The following is a 15,722-nucleotide window of genomic DNA, read 5'->3' as shown; positions in this document are numbered from 1 at the left end:
CTTAACCTGCCAGCCGCGGCGCCAGCCAGTCCAGGTACTGCTGGCGCAACGTCTGGTGCTCGTTGGCCAGGTGGTGGCGCGCCGTCGGCAAGTAGAAGGTGTCCGGGCGGGTGAACTTGCTCTCCAGCACCTGCAGATTGTGCTGCCAGTCGACCGTGCCGTCTTCCTGGCCCTGAATGATCAGCGGCCGATGGGCGACCGAGGCCGCTGACTCGATGCGCGGAATCCAGCGCTCCAGAGCCTGCACCCAGGCTACCGGCAACACCTGCGGCTGCAACGGGTCCTGGCTGCGAATGAAATCGAGAAACGCCTGATCGGTGGAGTTGTCGGTGAAACGCCGACTGAGCTGCTGGACAAAACCGCCAAACAGCTTCAACCCCATTTGCGAAAAGGCCCACTGTTTCGGACGGACCAGCGGCGCCATCAGCACCGTCTGCCCCAGCTCCGCCGGCAGCGGTCCATGCAGCAGGCGGTCGATCAGAATCGCGCCACCGGTGCTTTGCCCGAGCATGTGCCAGGGCGCCGGCAGCTTCCAGCGCAGCGCCTGCTCCAGTACGCCATCAAGCACTTTCTGGTAACGCAAAAAACAGTCGATACTGGCCCGTTCGCCACTGGACAGGCCATGCCCCGGCAAATCGAACGCCAGCACCGCGTAATGCTGCTCCAGTGCCCACTCAATCAGATGGCGGTAAAGCCCCATGTGATCGTAGTAGCCATGCAGGATCAGCAAGGTGCCGCGTGCCACAGGCGGCTTCCATATCTGAGTGGCCACGCTGAAGCCATCGACATCGATTCGGCCCAGGTGTTGTTCAGCCCGGTCACGAAAATCGATGCCGTAATAGCCAGCGTAACGGCGGGCCGCCTCGTCCGTCGCCAACCCCGGGTCAAGTGCCGGGAGGCGTTCAGCGAGGGATGAGAAAAAAGCCTGATCCATTCGGTATCCAGTCAGCTGGGGGGAAGCAGACCCACGGGTCACGCCCTGATCTGCCGCAGGCCCGGGACATTTGCGCCTGTCGGGCATGCTTTGCAACACATCATCGTGTAACATACCGCGTCTCCAATTTCCACGTCCTGATGCGCGTAGCGCGCAGGTTGTCAGCACAGTGAGGGTGTAACATGACAGATCGCGTCCAAGTTGGCAGTTTGCAAGTAGCCAAGGTTCTCCACGACTTTATCAACGAGCGTGCCATTCCCGGTACCGGTGTCGAGGCCAACGCCTTCTGGGCCGGTGTCGAAGCGCTGATCAAGGACCTGGCTCCCAAGAACAAGGCACTGCTGGCCAAGCGCGACGACTTCCAGGCGAAGATCGATGCATGGCACCAGGCACGCGCCGGTCAGCCCCACAATGCTGCCGAATACAAAGCCTTCCTGCAGGAAATCGGCTACCTGCTGCCCGAACCCGCTGACTTCCAGGCCACCACCCAGAACGTTGACGAGGAGATCGCCACCATGGCCGGCCCGCAGCTGGTTGTGCCGGTGATGAACGCCCGTTTCGCCCTGAACGCTGCCAACGCACGCTGGGGCTCGCTGTACGATGCATTGTACGGTACCGACGCGATCTCTGAACAAGGCGGCGCCACCAAGGGCCCGGGTTACAACGAAATCCGTGGCAACAAGGTTATCGCCTTCGCCCGCGCCTTCCTTGATGAGGCAGCACCGCTGGCCAATGGTTCCCACGTTGACTCCACCAGCTACACCGTCAAGGACGGCCAGCTGAGCGTTAGCCTGAAAGACGGCAGCACCACCGGCCTGAAAGACGCCGCCCAGTTTATCGCCTTCCAGGGCGACGCTGCGGCGCCGACTGCCGTCCTGCTCAAGCACAACGGCCTGCACTTCGAAATCCAGATCGATGCGACCAGCAACGTCGGCCAGACCGACGCTGCCGGCGTCAAAGACGTGCTGATGGAATCTGCGCTGACCACCATCATGGACTGCGAAGACTCCGTCGCCGCCGTTGATGCCGACGACAAGACCGTTGTCTACAGCAACTGGCTGGGCCTGATGAAAGGTGACCTGGCCGAGTCCGTCAACAAGGGCGGCAGCACCTTCACCCGCACCATGAACCCGGACCGCGAATACACCAAGGCCGACGGCACCACCCTGACCCTGCACGGTCGCTCCCTGCTGTTCGTTCGCAACGTCGGCCACCTGATGACCAACGACGCGATCCTGGACCAGGACGGCAACGAAGTGCCGGAAGGCATCATGGACGCAGCGGTCACCAGCCTGATCGCCATGCACAACCTGAACGGCAACACCAGCCGCAAGAACACCCGCACCGGTTCGGTCTACATCGTTAAGCCGAAGATGCACGGTCCGGAAGAGGTGGCGTTCACCACCGAGCTGTTCGGCCGCGTTGAAGACATGCTGGGCCTGCCGCGCAACACCCTGAAAGTCGGCATCATGGACGAAGAGCGTCGCACCACCGTCAACCTGAAAGCCTGCATCAAGGCCGCCAGCGAGCGCGTTGTGTTCATCAACACCGGCTTCCTCGACCGCACCGGTGACGAGATCCACACTTCCATGGAAGCCGGCGCGTTCATCCGCAAGGGCGAAATCAAGGGCGCAGTCTGGATCGGTGCCTACGAGAACAACAACGTCGACATCGGTCTGGCCACCGGCCTGAAAGGTCGTGCGCAAATCGGTAAAGGCATGTGGGCCATGCCCGACCTGATGGCTGCCATGCTGGAGCAGAAGATCGGTCACCCGATGGCCGGCGCCAACACCGCCTGGGTTCCGTCCCCGACCGCCGCTACCCTGCATGCCCTGCACTACCACAAGGTGAACGTCGCCGAGCGCCAGGAAGAGCTGGCCAAGCGCACTCCGGCCTCCGTTGACGACATTCTGACCATTCCGCTGGCGCCGAACACCAACTGGTCCGCCGAGGAAATCCAGCAGGAACTGGACAACAACGCCCAGGGCATCCTCGGCTACGTTGTACGCTGGATCGATCAGGGCGTCGGCTGCTCCAAGGTACCGGACATCAACGACGTGGGCCTGATGGAAGACCGCGCAACCCTGCGTATCTCCAGCCAGCACATCGCCAACTGGCTGCGCCACGGCATCTGCACCGAGGAGCAGGTCATGGAAACCATGAAGCGCATGGCCGCAGTGGTTGACCGTCAGAACGAAAGCGACCCGGCCTACAAGCCGATGGCGCCGAACTTTGACGACAGCGTTGCCTTCCAGGCCGCCGTTGAACTGTGCGTTGAAGGCACCAAGCAGCCGAACGGCTACACCGAGCCAGTCCTGCACCGCCGTCGCCGTGAGTTCAAGGCCAAGTTCGGCCTGTAAGACCCGCAGCAAGCAAGAAGCCCGGCCATCGCGCCGGGCTTTTTTGTGCCTGACGTTCGACCTGTGCAAATGACACAGGCATGATGGAAACATCAAGCGTCCTGCTCCAAGGGAGAGCAACCAATGCACGGCCGACTGCTACTACTGACCCTGCTGACCGTGGTCAGCGCCACATCCACCGCACAGGCCGCCTCACTGCGCTGCGATAACGGCATCGTCGAGACCGGTGACTCGCAGGATGACGTATTGGCACTGTGCGGCGAGCCCGATCAACGCGAGCACACGCCGCGTCAGATCGATCCGGATGGCTATCCGACCGAAGGCAGCGTCACGATCGACCTCTGGACCTATGGCCCCGACAACGGCATGGTCCGGCGCTTGCGCTTTATTGATGGGCGGCTGGTGAATATCGACAGCAGCCGGCACTGACTCCGGGAGCCAGCGATGAAATACATCTTCGAGGTGACGATAAAGCCGGGCTTTCAGCCCGAGGACTACGCCGATGCCTGGGTGCGCGCCAGCAGCCTGATTCAGCAGGCTCCCGGCGCCCTGGGCACCGAACTGCATCGCAGCCTGAGCGACCCGGCCAAGCTGATTGCCATAGCCCACTGGGAGAGCAAGGCCGCGCGGGATGCGATGGAAGGCACGCCTGACCCGGCCGTCGCGGAGATTATCCGCAGCGCTGCAGACTGCTGCGAGATTCGCTTCGTCGGGGAGTTTGACGAACCCGAATGGGTAGTTATGCCGCCGAAAGCCGGCTAGCCCTTGGTGCGGCCGGCAAGATGCTCCAGCCATTCACTGCGCAGCACCATCTGATCCTCCGCGAGGCCACGCTCGACCAGCGCCTCACGCAACTGCTCGCGCTCGGCCACCAGCTCCAGCATGTCGCTGGTGTTGCCATCAAGGTGGTGCATCTGCTGCAGACCAAGGTGGTAGAAGCGCAGCAGCAGCATCGCCTGCTCGTCACCCGCCTTCACCGCGTCCTTGACCTGATGCATCTGGTTGGTCACCCGCATCAGGGCGCGCTTCAGGCGCCAGCCGTAAGCCGCAGCGTCCATCCAGGATTGTTTGAGAAACACGGTACGGACCAGGGTCGCGGTGATCGCTGCCGCCAGCAGCACACCGGTCAGATTCAGGCCAAAGTTGCTGCCATCGGCGCTGCCGAACAGGCCGATCAGCAGCGCCGGCAGTGCCATGCCGAGCAGAGCAAAGAGCACCACGACAATCAGCGTGCTGCGCCGGGTCTGCCTTCTGAAAGTTTCGGGATCACGCTGTTCGATACGAAAAAGCTCGCTCACTGGTTACCACCCCTGATGCATGCAAAGACCCACAGTGTACGTGCTCGCCCCGGCATCGCGCAGCAGGCGGCCGCAAAGCCGAGAAAGATTCTGTCGCCGATTGTTGCCCTGCGCTCAACGCGATACCATGCGCGGTTCGCAGGCCCCGCTGCCACAAGGCTGCCGCGCGGGACCGCCCACCCTTATTCCGAGGAACCGCTACGCCGATGAATCGACGTATTCTTGTGTCCCTGCTCGCCCTTGGCCTCGCCATTGTGCAAGGCTGCGCCACCTACACCACACCGGCGGCCGGGGTAAACATGTCTACGCTTGGCGATGACGATATCGTCGAGCTGATGGCGCTGGAGCCCGCAGCGCAATTCCCCGCACGACTGGCCATGGTCCGCGTGCAGTCTTCCGGCTACCGCTCGCTGACCGCCGACAGCTACGGCACCGGCAGCTTCAGTGTGGTGACCACCCGCGACGTCGAGAGCGAAGAAGATGTGCAGCGCATCGCCGCCTTGGACAATGTTGCCGCAGTGGCGCCAATCACCCGCCTGATCCTGCCGCAGGAGCTCAATACCATCAAGGATCTGCGCCTGGGGGCCGCCCGCCTGAAGGCCGATATGTTGCTGATCTACACTCTGGATACACGCTTCAACGTCGAAAGCACCTCGCTCGGTCCGCTGTCGGCGGTGACCCTGGGTTTTCTGCCGAACAAGGAAGCGTTCGTCAGCGCAACCACGTCCGCACTGCTGGTTGATGTGAGAACCGGCTTCATCTACGGCACCGCCGAATCCACTGCGCGCGAGTCCCAACGCGCCAGCATGTGGAATTCCGAGGCGGCTATCGATAACGCTCGCCAACTGGCAGAGCGCAACAGCTTCAGAGACTTTGTCGGCAAGTTTGAGACCCTTTGGCAGGCAACGCTGGCCGAGCACGTCAAGGTCGAGGCTCCCAGGCCGCTGACACCACCCGCCCCCAGCCCCGTACCGGAACCGACAGTCAAGCCGCCGGTACCGCCGGCTCTGGAGCCGCAGCCCGGCACTTATACGTTCTGAGGACGCTGCCATGCAGCCGCTGCCGCTGCTTTTGTTGAGCACCGCAGTCGCGCTCGGCTTGCTGTACGCCAGCCGGATGTCGACGGCCAGCGCTCCACTGCCACGCCACCTGCTGCTGGGCCCGCTCGCCCTGTTGATGATTGCAGCCACGCTGACCGCTCTGGTGAGCAACGACGCAACAGCAGGTGCCGACCGGGCCCTGCTGCTTCAGGTCGGTCAACACACTCCCTCCGCGCTGTCGCAGTTACTGGCGTTTGCAACGCACACCGGTTCGGCACTGTTCCTGACGATACTGATCAGCTGCTGGGTGATCGGCATGCTGGTCCGGCGCGACCTTGCCAATGCCCTGCTGCTGGCGCTGTCCGGACTGGGCGGCGCCCTGCTGGTGGTCATCAGCAAGCTGCTGATTGCCCGCCCGCGGCCGGAGCTGTGGGACACCGCAGCATTAAGCACCTACAGCTTTCCCAGCGGCCATACACTGGGCACCGCCGCCTGCGCCGGTGCGCTGGTCATTGTGCTGGCCCGTCGGCACCCCCGACAGCGCTCGCTATGGGTGACGCTCGGCCTGAGCTGGCTGCTGCTGGTCGGGCTGTCGCGGCTGACACTGGGCGTGCACTGGCCAAGCGACGTCTTGGCCGGAGCCTGCGCCGGGCTGGCGTTACCGCTGCTGTTGAGCCGGCTGCCAGGCTGTCGCCAGCCGGCATGAACACCGACGCCGGAGCTCGCGAGCCCCGGCGCCTGACACCCTTTCAACAACCAGTTGCGGCACTCAGTTGGCGCGGCGCCCCGGCAGCATGCGCACCAGCGTGTTGTCGCGCAGCACGTAGTGATGGGCAATCCCAGCGGCGGCGTGCAGACCGATCAGCCAGTAGCCGGCGATGCCCAGCCATTCATGCACTTCCTTCAGCTGCCCTGCCAGCGCACGGTCAGGCGCGACCAGTGACGGCAAGGTCAACCAACTGAAAATCCGGGTCTTGTCGCCGGCACTGAGAATAAGCCAGCCAATCAACGGCAGGCCGATCATCAAACCGTACAACGCCCAGTGCATGGCGCTCGCCAGCGCACGCTGCCAGGCCGGCGGCGTTGGCGTAATGGTCGGGGCAGGAAACAGCCACCGCCCGATCAGGCGCAACCAGACCAGCACAAACACCGCCATGCCGAGAGCGAAGTGCCAGTGCTTGAGCAGCTCGCGCGGATCGCTGCCCTTGGGAAAATTGGTACGAAGTTCAATGCATGCATACACCGCTGCAATCAGCAGCAGCATGAGCCAGTGCAATGATACGTTGAGTGAGTGGTACCGCTGGGTAGACGCCGACATGATCACAAATCCCTGAGCCGAAGTGGAGAGTGGCTGTAGTTTAGGGAGCGAGTCTTAATCCAGCCTTAAGAGCCGCGACACAGCGCTCGGCGCGAACAACACGGATGGAACCTTCGGCGACAACCGCCTGACTAAAACCGAAACCAGCCAGGATCTGCGTCACCCGTATCCGATACACACGCAGCCGCGAGGTACCGCATGCCCCTATCCGCCGGACAGCCCTTACCCGCCGAGGCCCCGCTGTTCATCGTGCTCAACGCCAGCTCCGGTCGCCACGACGGCGAGACCGTGCGTCAGACCATAGAACGCGTCCTTACTCAGGCAGGCCGCACCTTTACCCTGCTCGAGGCGGGCAAAGGCAGCGAGCTGGCCGACAAGACCCGAATCGCATTGGAACAGGCACGCCGGCACCAGGGCGCGGTGATCGCCGCAGGAGGCGATGGCACACTCAATGCCGTCAGCAACGCGGTGCTGGGCAGCGATGTCCCGTTCGGCATCCTGCCGCAAGGCACATTCAACTATTTCGGTCGCCGCTATGGCATTCCACAGAATACCGAGCAGGCCTGCCGCTGCCTGCTGGACGCGATAATCGAGCCGGTCCAGGTCGGCCTGCTCAACGGCCAGGTATTTTTGGTCAATGCCAGCCTTGGCCTCTACCCCGCATTACTCGAGGATCGCGAGGCCTGGAAGCAACGCTACGGTCGCAGCCGCCTGGTCGCATTCTGGGCCGCTCTGGCAACCCTGCTCAGGGCTCATCGCCAGTTCAGCGTACAACTGGAGACTGCGGGCCAGCTGAAACGCTTCCGCACCCAGACCATCGTGGTCGGCAACAACGCGCTGCAGCTTGAGCACGTGGGCATTGCCCAGCGTGAAGCGCTCGACAACGGCAATCTGGTCGCCATGACCGCCCGACCAATGGGGACGCTGGCACTTTACGGCCTGCTGTTGCGTGGTCTGCTAAGCCGGCTCGGTGATGCAGAGCAAGTCAGCAGCTTCGGCTTCCGGCAGATGCGCGTGCGCCTTGGCAAGCGGGGTCGTCGGGTCAAGGTAGCCATGGACGGCGAGATCAGCTGGATGCATTCGCCGCTGTTATTCCAGGTAGCAGGCCATCGACTGCCGCTGCTGGTGCCCCGCGATCAGCATCTGCGGGAGTACGCATGATCCGGTTACTGCACCTGTCCGACCCGCATTTCGGCACCGAGCAGCCAGAGGTCATGGCCGCCCTGCTCGCCTTCGCGGCGGAACGACGGCCGGACCTCACGCTGCTCACCGGCGACATCACCCAGCGCGCGCGCGCCGAGCAGTTCCGCCGCGCCAGGGCCTTTGCCGATCAACTGCCGGCCCCGGTACTCTCGGTGCCGGGCAACCATGATCTGCCGCTGTTCAATCTGGTCGGCCGACTGTTCAACCCCTACGGTCACTACCGCAACCACATCAGCAACGAACTGGAGCCGGTGTACGAGAGCAGTCGACTGCTGGTCATCGGCGTCAACTCCACCCGCCCGCAGCGCCACAAGAACGGTGAACTCAGCGAGCGTCAGATCGAGCGGGTCTCACGCCTGCTGCGAAGTGCGCGCAGCGACCAGTTACGCATCGTTATCCAGCACCATCCGGTACGAGCCATTGAAGCGTCGGACAAGGCCAATCTGCTAATCAATCACGAGCGGATCGTGCCGCGCTGGATTGATGCCGGGATGGACCTGCTGCTGGCCGGCCACATCCACCTGCCCTATGTGCGACCGCTGAACGGCCATGGTCAACGGCAAGCCTGGACCGCCCAAGCCGGCACCGCCCTGTCGTCCCGGGTGCGGGGCAACATACCCAACTCGGTCAACCTGATCGAACACAGCACCGACGGCCTGTTTCACCACTGCGCTGTCGAACGCTGGGACTATGCCGAAACCAGCGGCGATTTCCGCCTCTACAGCCACACCGATCTGACGCTCGACCGCAATCGCTGAACCACCGCGCCAGCGCGCTCGGGTACACTATCGCGCCACACTGACCCGGAGACGCTGCCATGACTGATCTGACCCTGACGCAGTATCTGCTGATCGGCCTGATCTTCGTCTGGAGTGGCTTTGTCCGGTCCGGGCTGGGCTTCGGCGGGGCCGTACTGTCACTGCCGTTTCTACTGCTGGTACACGACGATCCGCTGGTATTCCTGCCGCTGATCGCCGCACATCTGCTGCTGTTCTCGTCGCTCACGGTCTTTCTCAACAACCGCGCGGCGTCGCGCCCGGCTGGCGGCGGCACGGTCGACTGGCGCTATCTCGGCCACATGCTGACAGTGATGATGGTGCCCAAGCTGATCGGCGTGTTCGGCCTGCTGACCCTGCCGGCCGACGTGATGAGCATGATCATCTTCGTCATCGTCTCCGGCTACGCGATCTCCTACATTCTCAACCGGCCGTTTCGCAGTAACAGCCGATTGGTTGATACCCTGTTTCTGATGCTGGGTGGCTATATCAGCGGCACTTCGCTGATCGGCGCGCCCCTGATCATCGCCGTTGCGGCGCAGCATGTTGCCCGGGAAAAGCTGCGCGACACCCTGTTCGTACTCTGGTTCGTGCTGGTTGCCATCAAGATGGCCGCCTTCGTCTGGGCCGGAGTAGACCTGCAACTGATTCATCATCTCTGGCTGCTGCCCTGTGTAACAGTCGGCCACCTGATTGGCCTGCGCTTCCACAACCGTATGCTGGCAGACAGCGGCGGCCGCTTCTTCCGCGTACTGGGCCTGACTCTGCTGGCCGTCAGCAGCATCGGCCTGCTCAAGGTAGTGCTGGACTGGTGACCCGACAAACAGCGACTATGCTTGCAAGACACTGAATGAGCGGTAATGGAGAACCACCCATGCATGGACTCACCCTTTACAGCAATCCGCAGTCGCGCGGCCGGATGGTGCACTGGATGCTCGAGGAGCTGCAGGTTTCCTACGAAACGGTCTGGATTCGTTACGGCGATGAGATGAAAGGCGACGCCTATCGTGTGATTAACCCGATGGGCAAGGTACCCGCCCTGATGCACGGAGACCTGCTGATTACCGAGTGCCCGGCCATCTGCGCCTACCTTGCCGACCGTTTCCCGCGGCACCGGCTGGCACCGCCGGTCGACGATCCGCGCCGTGCCGCCTATCTGCGCTGGTTCTTTTTTGCAGCCGGCCCGCTGGAACAGGCCATTACCGCCCGCAAGCTGGGTTGGGAAGTTCCACCGGAGCGCGCGCGCATGGTCGGCTTCGGCAGCTTCGAAGACACCCTCGATACCCTGCAACAGGTGATGCTCGGCGGCCCCTGGCTGTGCGGCGACAACTTCACCGCCGCCGATCTGTATCTGTCATCCCAGCTGGGCTGGGCCATGCAGGAGGGGATCGTCCCCGAACGCCCCGGCTTTGCCGACTACGTTGCCGCCGCCTTCGCGCGCCCGGCAGCAGAGCGCGCCAACGCCTTCAACGACGCAAACATCGGCGAGGCCTGAGATCAGCTCCCGGGACGCATGTCCTCCGGGTGCTGGCGCTGGTGCCGCCAGGCGAGCAGAAACAGCAGCATGCCCAGTGCTGCCGTGACGGCACCGACATAGCCGGTCACCGTCCAGCCCAGACCGGCGCTGATCGCCACTCCGCCCAGCCAGGGGCCAAGGGCATTGGCCACATTGAACGCCGCATGGTGCGAGGCCGCTGCCAGGGTCTGGGCATCGGCCGCCACATCCATCAAGCGGGTCTGCAGGGGCGGCGACAGGGCAACCATGGTGCCGACCAGAAAGGCTGCCAGCAGCGCGCTCCACAGCGTCTGTACGGCAAACGGAAAGAACAGCAGCACCAGCACACTCCAGATCAGCACCACAGCAACGGCCCTGAACTGCAGACGCTCGAACAGCCAGCCGCCCAGCAGATTGCCGGCAAGGGTGCCTGCACCGAAGGTCGCCACCGCTACCGGTACCACCAGCGGCGATACCCGGGTGACCTCCAGCAGGGTTACCGCAAGATAACTGAACACGCAGAACATGCCGGCAAAACCGATTGCACCGATACCCAGCGCGTACCAGACCTGAATGCGCCGAAACGCCTGCAGTTCGGTCAATGGGTTGCTGCGATGCTCGCTGCGATCCAGCGGCAGAACCCAGGCAACCAGCAGCACGGTCAGCAGCGCAATGAGCGCCACAGCGACAAAGGCATAACGCCAGTCAATCGACTGGCCCATCAGGGTTGCCAGAGGATTGCCGATCAGAATCGCGATGGTCAGCCCGAGCATTACCTGGCTGACCGCCGCCGCACGCTTGTGCGATGGCACCATTGACGCGGCCACCAGCGCCGCAACTCCGAAATAGGCGCCGTGCGGAAGGCCGGTAACGAAACGGGCAAGTATCAGCGAGTGATACCCCGGCGCCAGCGCCGTCGCAGCATTACCAAGGGCAAAGAACCCCATGAGCAGCAAAAGCAGGTGTCGCCGGTACAGGCGAGCACCCAGCACAGCCAGAATAGGCGCACCGACGACCACGCCCAGAGCGTAGGCACTGATGACGTGCCCGACCTGCGGCTCGCTGACACCCAGATCCGCGGCCATGGTCGGCATCAGGCCCATGATCACAAATTCACCGGTACCGATACCGAAGCCTCCGACAGCCAGGGCAAGCAGTACCAGCCAGGAAAGGGAACGATGGGGGGTATCTGAAGACGCCGACGACAGGTCGGCAGACAGCTCTGACAAGGAAACTCCGGCACGGTAGAAGATCGGGGCGGGGAATTATTCACGTTTTGCCCAGGCGCGTGAAGGCATACTTCGGCTTTTCTGGAAATTCAGAACAAAGCGCTGAAATTCAGGTCAACTCAGGCAATATCGGCTACGCGGGTTATCATGCAGGCCAACACCGCAGTCGAGACGAATAGATGTGGGAACTTAGCGGGTATGCAGGGCTGTTCCTGGCCGCACTGGGTGCCGCCACCCTGCTGCCGTTGCAGTCCGAGGTGGTGCTGGTCGGCATGCTGCTGACCGAGCGCTACGACCTGACCCTGACGCTGATGGTGGCGACCGCCGGCAACCTGCTGGGCGCCATGATCAACTGGTGGCTGGGGCGCTATATCGAACACTTCCAGAAACGGCGCTGGTTCCCGCTGACACCCGAGCGTCTGCATCGCACCCAGCAGGCCTATCATCGCTGGGGCTTCTGGTCACTGCTGCTGAGCTGGGCGCCCTTCATCGGCGACCCTTTGACCATCGTCGCCGGGGTCATGCGCGAACCCCTCTGGCGCTTCACCCTGATCGTACTGGTCGCCAAGGGCGGGCGTTACCTGATTCTGGCAGGCGTTACTCTCGGCTGGCTGGCAGACTAGCAATATACAGCGCCTCTACCTTCTCGCGCGCCCACGGGGTGCGCCGCAGAAATTTCAGACTGGAGTTCAGACTGGGCTCGTGCACAAAGCAGTTGATCGGTATCCGCCGCCCCAACTCGTCCCAGCCATAGCGATCAACCAGCCACTGCAGCAGCACCTTGAGAGTAACGCCGTGCAGCGGATCAGCATTGCGGTGGTCCGGCGGGACACTGGAAGACATGCGACAAGCCTCGATAACGGGATAAACCGCCATTCTACGCCAGCCCGGCGCAGACACCCCAACAATGCTAGAATTCGCCGTTTCCAGCCACCCTGCCCTTGCGGATAGTTCAACGTGCCCCAGCCCGCTTTCGACTTTGACGTAATCGTACTCGGCGCCGGCGCCTCGGGCCTGATGTGCGCCGCCACCGCAGGCCAGCGTGGCCGCCGGGTGCTGGTACTCGAGCGCGCCAACCGCATCGGCAAGAAAATCCTGATGTCCGGTGGCGGGCGCTGCAACTTCACCAACTACAGTGTCGAGGCAGACAACTTCATCTCCGCCAACCCGCACTTCTGTAAATCAGCCCTCAAGCGCTACAACCAGTGGGACTTCATCTCCATGGTCGGCCGCTACGCCATCGACTATGAAGAGCGCAAACACCAGCAGTTGTTCTGCCGTGACTCGGCCAAGCCGATTCTCGCCATGCTGGAGAACGAATGTCTGCAGGCCGGCGTGGAAATTCGTACCCACTGCGAGTTGAGCACCGTAGCCCGGGCAGAGGATGGCGGCTTCGTCCTCAGCGTCGAACAGCAGGGCCGCCCCGGCACACTGCGCTGCCAGTCGCTGGTGGTGGCCACCGGTGGTCTGTCGATCCCGACACTCGGCGGCAGCGGCATTGGCTATCAGCTGGCCGAGCAGTTCGGCCTCAAACTGGTCCCGCGCCACGCCGGGCTGGTGCCCTTCACCTTCAGCGACCAGCTCAAGCCGATCTGCGAGCGGCTGGCCGGCCTGGCGCTGGATGTCGAGGTCAGCTGCAACGGCCAGCACTTCAGTGAGGCCATGCTGTTTACCCATCGCGGTCTGAGCGGCCCGGCCATGCTGCAGATATCCAACTACTGGCAGGCGGGCGACCCCCTCAGTGTCGACCTGCTGCCCGGCCTCGATGCCACAGCCTGGCTGCTCGAGGAAAAACAGCAGCAACCACGCAGCCGGCTGAAAACCCGTCTGGCCATCCATCTGGCCAAGTCGCTGGTAGCCGAATTGCAGGCGCTCTGGTGGCCGGCCGACGACGATACAGCGCTGGCCGAAATGCCGGATCGACAGCTGCGCGAGATCGGGGCGAAGCTCAACAGCTGGCAGCTCAAGCCCTCCGGCACAGAAGGCTATCGCACCGCCGAGGTTACCCTCGGTGGCGTCAGCACCGACGACGTCAGTTCCAAGACCATGGAAGCCAAACACTGTCCCGGGCTGTTCTTCATAGGCGAGGTGATCGACGTCAGCGGCCATCTCGGCGGCTTCAACTTCCAGTGGGCATGGTCATCCGGCTACACCGCGGGTCAATTCGCCTGAATCGGTCCATGGCCCAGTGGCCACGGCAAACCTAACCCGTTCCGGTATCCTTGCCACAGAGCCGTCTACACTCCAACTGATCACCCTCGGTGCCGCCCCATTGAGACGGCTAACCAAATGGAGCGAGACACGCCATGAGCGCACGTTACACAGCCCTTGCCCTGACGCTTTTTGCCAGCATCCCGACAACCGCTGCCACTGGGCAAGTCGCCGACAGCATTTACCTGGGCGGTCCGATTCTGACCATGGATGACCAGCAACCGCGCGCCGAAGCGGTTGCCGTTGCCGATGGAAAAATTATCGGCGTCGGCTCGCGTGCCGAGATCGAACGTGCCCACCGGACGGCACAGACTGCATTGCATGACCTGCAAGGTCACGCGTTGCTGCCCGCGTTCTTCGATGCGCACAGCCATTTCAGCATGGTTGGCCTGCAGGCCATCTCGGCCAACCTGCTGCCGCCGCCCGATGGTCCGGGAAGCTCAATCGCCGAGCTGCAGACTGCGCTTCGGGAGCACCTCGCAGCCCATCCCGAGGCGCGCGAGATGAACCTGCTGATCGGCTTCAATTACGACGACTCGCAACTGGCGGAAAAACGCCACCCAACTCGCCAGGAGCTCGATGCAGTTGCCACCGACATTCCGATTGTTGCCATCCACCAGTCGGGGCACCTGGGGGTCTACAACAGCCTGGCGCTGAAGCAGGCCGGTATCGACGCGACCACCGTCAATCCCGAAGGCGGCGTCATTATCCGGGAGGCGGACGGTGTCACGCCCAATGGCGTCATGGAAGAGAACGCGCATATCGCCACCCTGATCAGGCTGATACCCGGTTTCACTGCGGCTCAGCACGCCGACATGCTCAACCGGGCCCAACAGGTTTATCTGGCCAACGGCTTCACTACAGTGCAGGAAGGCCGCGCCTCCGCCGATACCGTGGTCGGCATGCAACAGGCCGCCGACGCCGGTCTGCTCAAGCTGGACCTGGTGATCTATCCGGACCTGGAGCAAACCCTCGACAGCCCGGTACTCACCGGCCCGCTGATGTCCCACGACTATCGGAGTCACCTGCGTCTGGGCGGTGTAAAGCTCACCTTTGACGGCTCTCCGCAGGGCAAGACTGCCTGGTTCACCCAGCCCTACGCCCAGCCCCCTGAACATGAACAGGCCGGTTACCGCGGCCGTCCGATTTTTGCCGACGACGCCGTACCGCTGGCGATGATGCGCAAGGCCTACGCCCACGGCTGGCAGTTGCTGATTCACACCAACGGTGACGCCGCCATCGATCAGATGATCCGGCTGGTGCGCATGGCTCAGCCCGGCAACCCGCCCTCGTCCGGACCGCATACGGTGATGATCCACGGACAGTATCTGCGAGCCGACCAGATACCGCCGCTCAAGGCGCTGGGTATCTTCCCCTCACTGTATCCGATGCATACATTCTACTGGGGCGACTGGCACCGCACCTCGGTTGCCGGACCGGAGCGGGCCGCTTTCATCTCTCCCACCCGCGCGGTTCAGCAGGCTGGGATGACCTTCAGCATCCACTCCGATGCGCCGGTTATCTTCCCCGACTCGATGCGTTTGCTGCACAGCGCGGTCAACCGCGTTACCCGCAGCGGCTATGTGCTTGGCCCGGACCAGCGGCTGGATGTGGAAACTGCCCTCAAGGCAATGACTCTCTGGCCCGCCTGGCAGCATTCTGAAGGGGACAGCAAGGGCTCGATCAGCAGCGGCAAGCTGGCAGACCTGATCATCCTGGATCGTGACCCGACCACCGTGGCTAAAGAGGACCTGCTCTCGCTCCGGGTGCTGGAAACCATCAAGGAAGGACAACCCCTCTACCGCAGCGAGAAGCTGCCAGGTAGCTGACACGCTGAGCTGCATACTCCGCGTGCAGG

17 protein-coding genes are annotated in these 15,722 nt (G+C 63.0%); 12 read left to right on the top strand and 5 right to left on the bottom strand.

Annotation, left to right across the window (positions count from 1 at the left end; all coding sequences use genetic code 11):
• Position 1: 1 nt before the first annotated feature.
• The gene (gene bipL, locus ACZ5WQ_RS16755; RefSeq protein WP_228245460.1) at positions 2-934 is read right to left on the bottom strand and encodes a phospholipase BipL; all 933 of its coding nucleotides are present in this window, start codon (positions 932-934) and stop codon (positions 2-4) included.
• A 182-nt stretch (positions 935-1,116) separates the two neighbouring features.
• On the opposite strand from bipL, the gene ACZ5WQ_RS16750 reads away from it, so the two are divergent.
• From ACZ5WQ_RS16750 to ACZ5WQ_RS16740, 3 genes are all read left to right on the top strand, one after another.
• Entirely contained in the window at positions 1,117-3,294 is a 2,178-nt protein-coding gene (locus ACZ5WQ_RS16750; protein ID WP_464382717.1) for a malate synthase G, read from the top strand.
• A gap of 123 nt (positions 3,295-3,417) precedes the next feature.
• Positions 3,418-3,723: a DUF2845 domain-containing protein gene (locus ACZ5WQ_RS16745; RefSeq protein ID WP_228245462.1), complete on the top strand. Its 306-nt coding sequence runs from the start codon at positions 3,418-3,420 to the stop codon at positions 3,721-3,723.
• A 15-nt stretch (positions 3,724-3,738) separates the two neighbouring features.
• Positions 3,739-4,056: an antibiotic biosynthesis monooxygenase family protein gene (locus ACZ5WQ_RS16740; protein WP_228245463.1), complete on the top strand. Its 318-nt coding sequence runs from the start codon at positions 3,739-3,741 to the stop codon at positions 4,054-4,056.
• On the opposite strand, the gene ACZ5WQ_RS16735 is transcribed toward ACZ5WQ_RS16740, so the two are convergent.
• Positions 4,053-4,592 carry a DUF3087 family protein gene (locus tag ACZ5WQ_RS16735; RefSeq protein ID WP_228245464.1) on the bottom strand — a complete coding sequence of 180 codons (540 nt, stop codon included), beginning with the start codon at positions 4,590-4,592 and terminating at the stop codon, positions 4,053-4,055. The two genes, ACZ5WQ_RS16740 and ACZ5WQ_RS16735, sit on opposite strands and share 4 nt — an antisense overlap.
• Positions 4,593-4,798: 206 nt before the next feature.
• On the opposite strand from ACZ5WQ_RS16735, the gene ACZ5WQ_RS16730 reads away from it, so the two are divergent.
• Together ACZ5WQ_RS16730 and ACZ5WQ_RS16725 are read left to right on the top strand one after the other, a co-directional pair.
• Positions 4,799-5,632 (top strand): hypothetical protein, encoded by an 834-nt coding sequence (locus ACZ5WQ_RS16730; RefSeq protein WP_088274475.1) that lies wholly within the window; start codon positions 4,799-4,801, stop codon positions 5,630-5,632.
• Positions 5,633-5,642: 10 nt separating this feature from the next.
• Positions 5,643-6,338: a phosphatase PAP2 family protein gene (locus ACZ5WQ_RS16725; RefSeq protein ID WP_464382716.1), complete on the top strand. Its 696-nt coding sequence runs from the start codon at positions 5,643-5,645 to the stop codon at positions 6,336-6,338.
• 63 nt (positions 6,339-6,401) lie between these two features.
• Here the strand turns inward: ACZ5WQ_RS16725 and ACZ5WQ_RS16720 are convergent, their stop codons facing one another.
• Positions 6,402-6,950, bottom strand: coding sequence for a cytochrome b (locus ACZ5WQ_RS16720; protein ID WP_228245466.1), 549 nt, complete (start codon positions 6,948-6,950; stop codon positions 6,402-6,404).
• A 198-nt stretch (positions 6,951-7,148) separates the two neighbouring features.
• On the opposite strand from ACZ5WQ_RS16720, the gene ACZ5WQ_RS16715 reads away from it, so the two are divergent.
• The 4 genes from ACZ5WQ_RS16715 to ACZ5WQ_RS16700 are packed head-to-tail and all read left to right on the top strand — an operon-like array spanning position 7,149 to position 10,424.
• On the top strand, positions 7,149-8,111 hold the full coding sequence (locus ACZ5WQ_RS16715) for a diacylglycerol/lipid kinase family protein (protein WP_228245467.1): 963 nt from the start codon (positions 7,149-7,151) through the stop codon (positions 8,109-8,111).
• Positions 8,108-8,911, top strand: coding sequence for a metallophosphoesterase family protein (locus ACZ5WQ_RS16710; RefSeq protein ID WP_228245468.1), 804 nt, complete (start codon positions 8,108-8,110; stop codon positions 8,909-8,911). The genes ACZ5WQ_RS16715 and ACZ5WQ_RS16710 overlap by 4 nt, the downstream gene beginning before the upstream one ends.
• A gap of 59 nt (positions 8,912-8,970) precedes the next feature.
• Positions 8,971-9,744: a sulfite exporter TauE/SafE family protein gene (locus tag ACZ5WQ_RS16705; protein ID WP_269688063.1), complete on the top strand. Its 774-nt coding sequence runs from the start codon at positions 8,971-8,973 to the stop codon at positions 9,742-9,744.
• A 59-nt stretch (positions 9,745-9,803) separates the two neighbouring features.
• Positions 9,804-10,424 carry a glutathione S-transferase family protein gene (locus ACZ5WQ_RS16700; protein ID WP_228245470.1) on the top strand — a complete coding sequence of 207 codons (621 nt, stop codon included), beginning with the start codon at positions 9,804-9,806 and terminating at the stop codon, positions 10,422-10,424.
• Positions 10,425-10,426: 2 nt separating this feature from the next.
• Here ACZ5WQ_RS16700 and ACZ5WQ_RS16695 read toward each other — a convergent pair whose 3' ends face one another.
• Positions 10,427-11,527, bottom strand: coding sequence for an MFS transporter (locus tag ACZ5WQ_RS16695; protein ID WP_464383663.1), 1,101 nt, complete (start codon positions 11,525-11,527; stop codon positions 10,427-10,429).
• Positions 11,528-11,832: 305 nt separating this feature from the next.
• Between ACZ5WQ_RS16695 and ACZ5WQ_RS16690 the strand changes: the two genes are divergently transcribed.
• Complete coding sequence (locus ACZ5WQ_RS16690) at positions 11,833-12,276, top strand: YqaA family protein (protein ID WP_088274461.1); 444 nt, start codon at positions 11,833-11,835, stop codon at positions 12,274-12,276.
• On the opposite strand, the gene ACZ5WQ_RS16685 is transcribed toward ACZ5WQ_RS16690, so the two are convergent.
• Positions 12,251-12,496: a VF530 family protein gene (locus ACZ5WQ_RS16685; RefSeq protein WP_228245472.1), complete on the bottom strand. Its 246-nt coding sequence runs from the start codon at positions 12,494-12,496 to the stop codon at positions 12,251-12,253. The two genes, ACZ5WQ_RS16690 and ACZ5WQ_RS16685, sit on opposite strands and share 26 nt — an antisense overlap.
• 174 nt (positions 12,497-12,670) lie before the next feature.
• On the opposite strand from ACZ5WQ_RS16685, the gene ACZ5WQ_RS16680 reads away from it, so the two are divergent.
• Together ACZ5WQ_RS16680 and ACZ5WQ_RS16675 are read left to right on the top strand one after the other, a co-directional pair.
• Entirely contained in the window at positions 12,671-13,825 is a 1,155-nt protein-coding gene (locus ACZ5WQ_RS16680; protein WP_464383662.1) for a BaiN/RdsA family NAD(P)/FAD-dependent oxidoreductase, read from the top strand.
• A 134-nt stretch (positions 13,826-13,959) separates the two neighbouring features.
• A complete protein-coding gene (locus ACZ5WQ_RS16675) occupies positions 13,960-15,693 on the top strand; it encodes an amidohydrolase (RefSeq protein ID WP_464382715.1) in 1,734 nt (577 codons plus the stop codon).
• Positions 15,694-15,722: the final 29 nt, after the last annotated feature.

This window comes from Halopseudomonas sp. T1L2, from assembly GCF_055397385.1.
This window is presented reverse-complemented; position numbering and strand designations above follow the sequence as displayed.

Bases quoted from the DNA above. Each gene is read 5' to 3' on its own strand.
- ACZ5WQ_RS16725 (WP_464382716.1), top strand. From the start codon at position 5,643: ATGCAGCCGCTGCCGCTGCTTTTGTTGAGCACCGCAGTCGCGCTCGGC.
- ACZ5WQ_RS16680 (WP_464383662.1), top strand. From the start codon at position 12,671: ATGTGCGCCGCCACCGCAGGCCAGCGTGGCCGCCGGGTGCTGGTACTC.
- ACZ5WQ_RS16730 (WP_088274475.1), top strand. From the start codon at position 4,799: ATGAATCGACGTATTCTTGTGTCCCTGCTCGCCCTTGGCCTCGCCATT.
- bipL (WP_228245460.1), bottom strand. From the start codon at position 934: ATGGATCAGGCTTTTTTCTCATCCCTCGCTGAACGCCTCCCGGCACTT.
- ACZ5WQ_RS16715 (WP_228245467.1), top strand. From the start codon at position 7,149: ATGCCCCTATCCGCCGGACAGCCCTTACCCGCCGAGGCCCCGCTGTTC.
- ACZ5WQ_RS16700 (WP_228245470.1), top strand. From the start codon at position 9,804: ATGCATGGACTCACCCTTTACAGCAATCCGCAGTCGCGCGGCCGGATG.
- ACZ5WQ_RS16740 (WP_228245463.1), top strand. From the start codon at position 3,739: ATGAAATACATCTTCGAGGTGACGATAAAGCCGGGCTTTCAGCCCGAG.
- ACZ5WQ_RS16750 (WP_464382717.1), top strand. From the start codon at position 1,117: ATGACAGATCGCGTCCAAGTTGGCAGTTTGCAAGTAGCCAAGGTTCTC.
- ACZ5WQ_RS16695 (WP_464383663.1), bottom strand. From the start codon at position 11,527: ATGGGCCTGATGCCGACCATGGCCGCGGATCTGGGTGTCAGCGAGCCG.
- ACZ5WQ_RS16690 (WP_088274461.1), top strand. From the start codon at position 11,833: ATGTGGGAACTTAGCGGGTATGCAGGGCTGTTCCTGGCCGCACTGGGT.
- ACZ5WQ_RS16675 (WP_464382715.1), top strand. From the start codon at position 13,960: ATGAGCGCACGTTACACAGCCCTTGCCCTGACGCTTTTTGCCAGCATC.
- ACZ5WQ_RS16710 (WP_228245468.1), top strand. From the start codon at position 8,108: ATGATCCGGTTACTGCACCTGTCCGACCCGCATTTCGGCACCGAGCAG.
- ACZ5WQ_RS16720 (WP_228245466.1), bottom strand. From the start codon at position 6,950: ATGTCGGCGTCTACCCAGCGGTACCACTCACTCAACGTATCATTGCAC.
- ACZ5WQ_RS16705 (WP_269688063.1), top strand. From the start codon at position 8,971: ATGACTGATCTGACCCTGACGCAGTATCTGCTGATCGGCCTGATCTTC.
- ACZ5WQ_RS16685 (WP_228245472.1), bottom strand. From the start codon at position 12,496: ATGTCTTCCAGTGTCCCGCCGGACCACCGCAATGCTGATCCGCTGCAC.
- ACZ5WQ_RS16745 (WP_228245462.1), top strand. From the start codon at position 3,418: ATGCACGGCCGACTGCTACTACTGACCCTGCTGACCGTGGTCAGCGCC.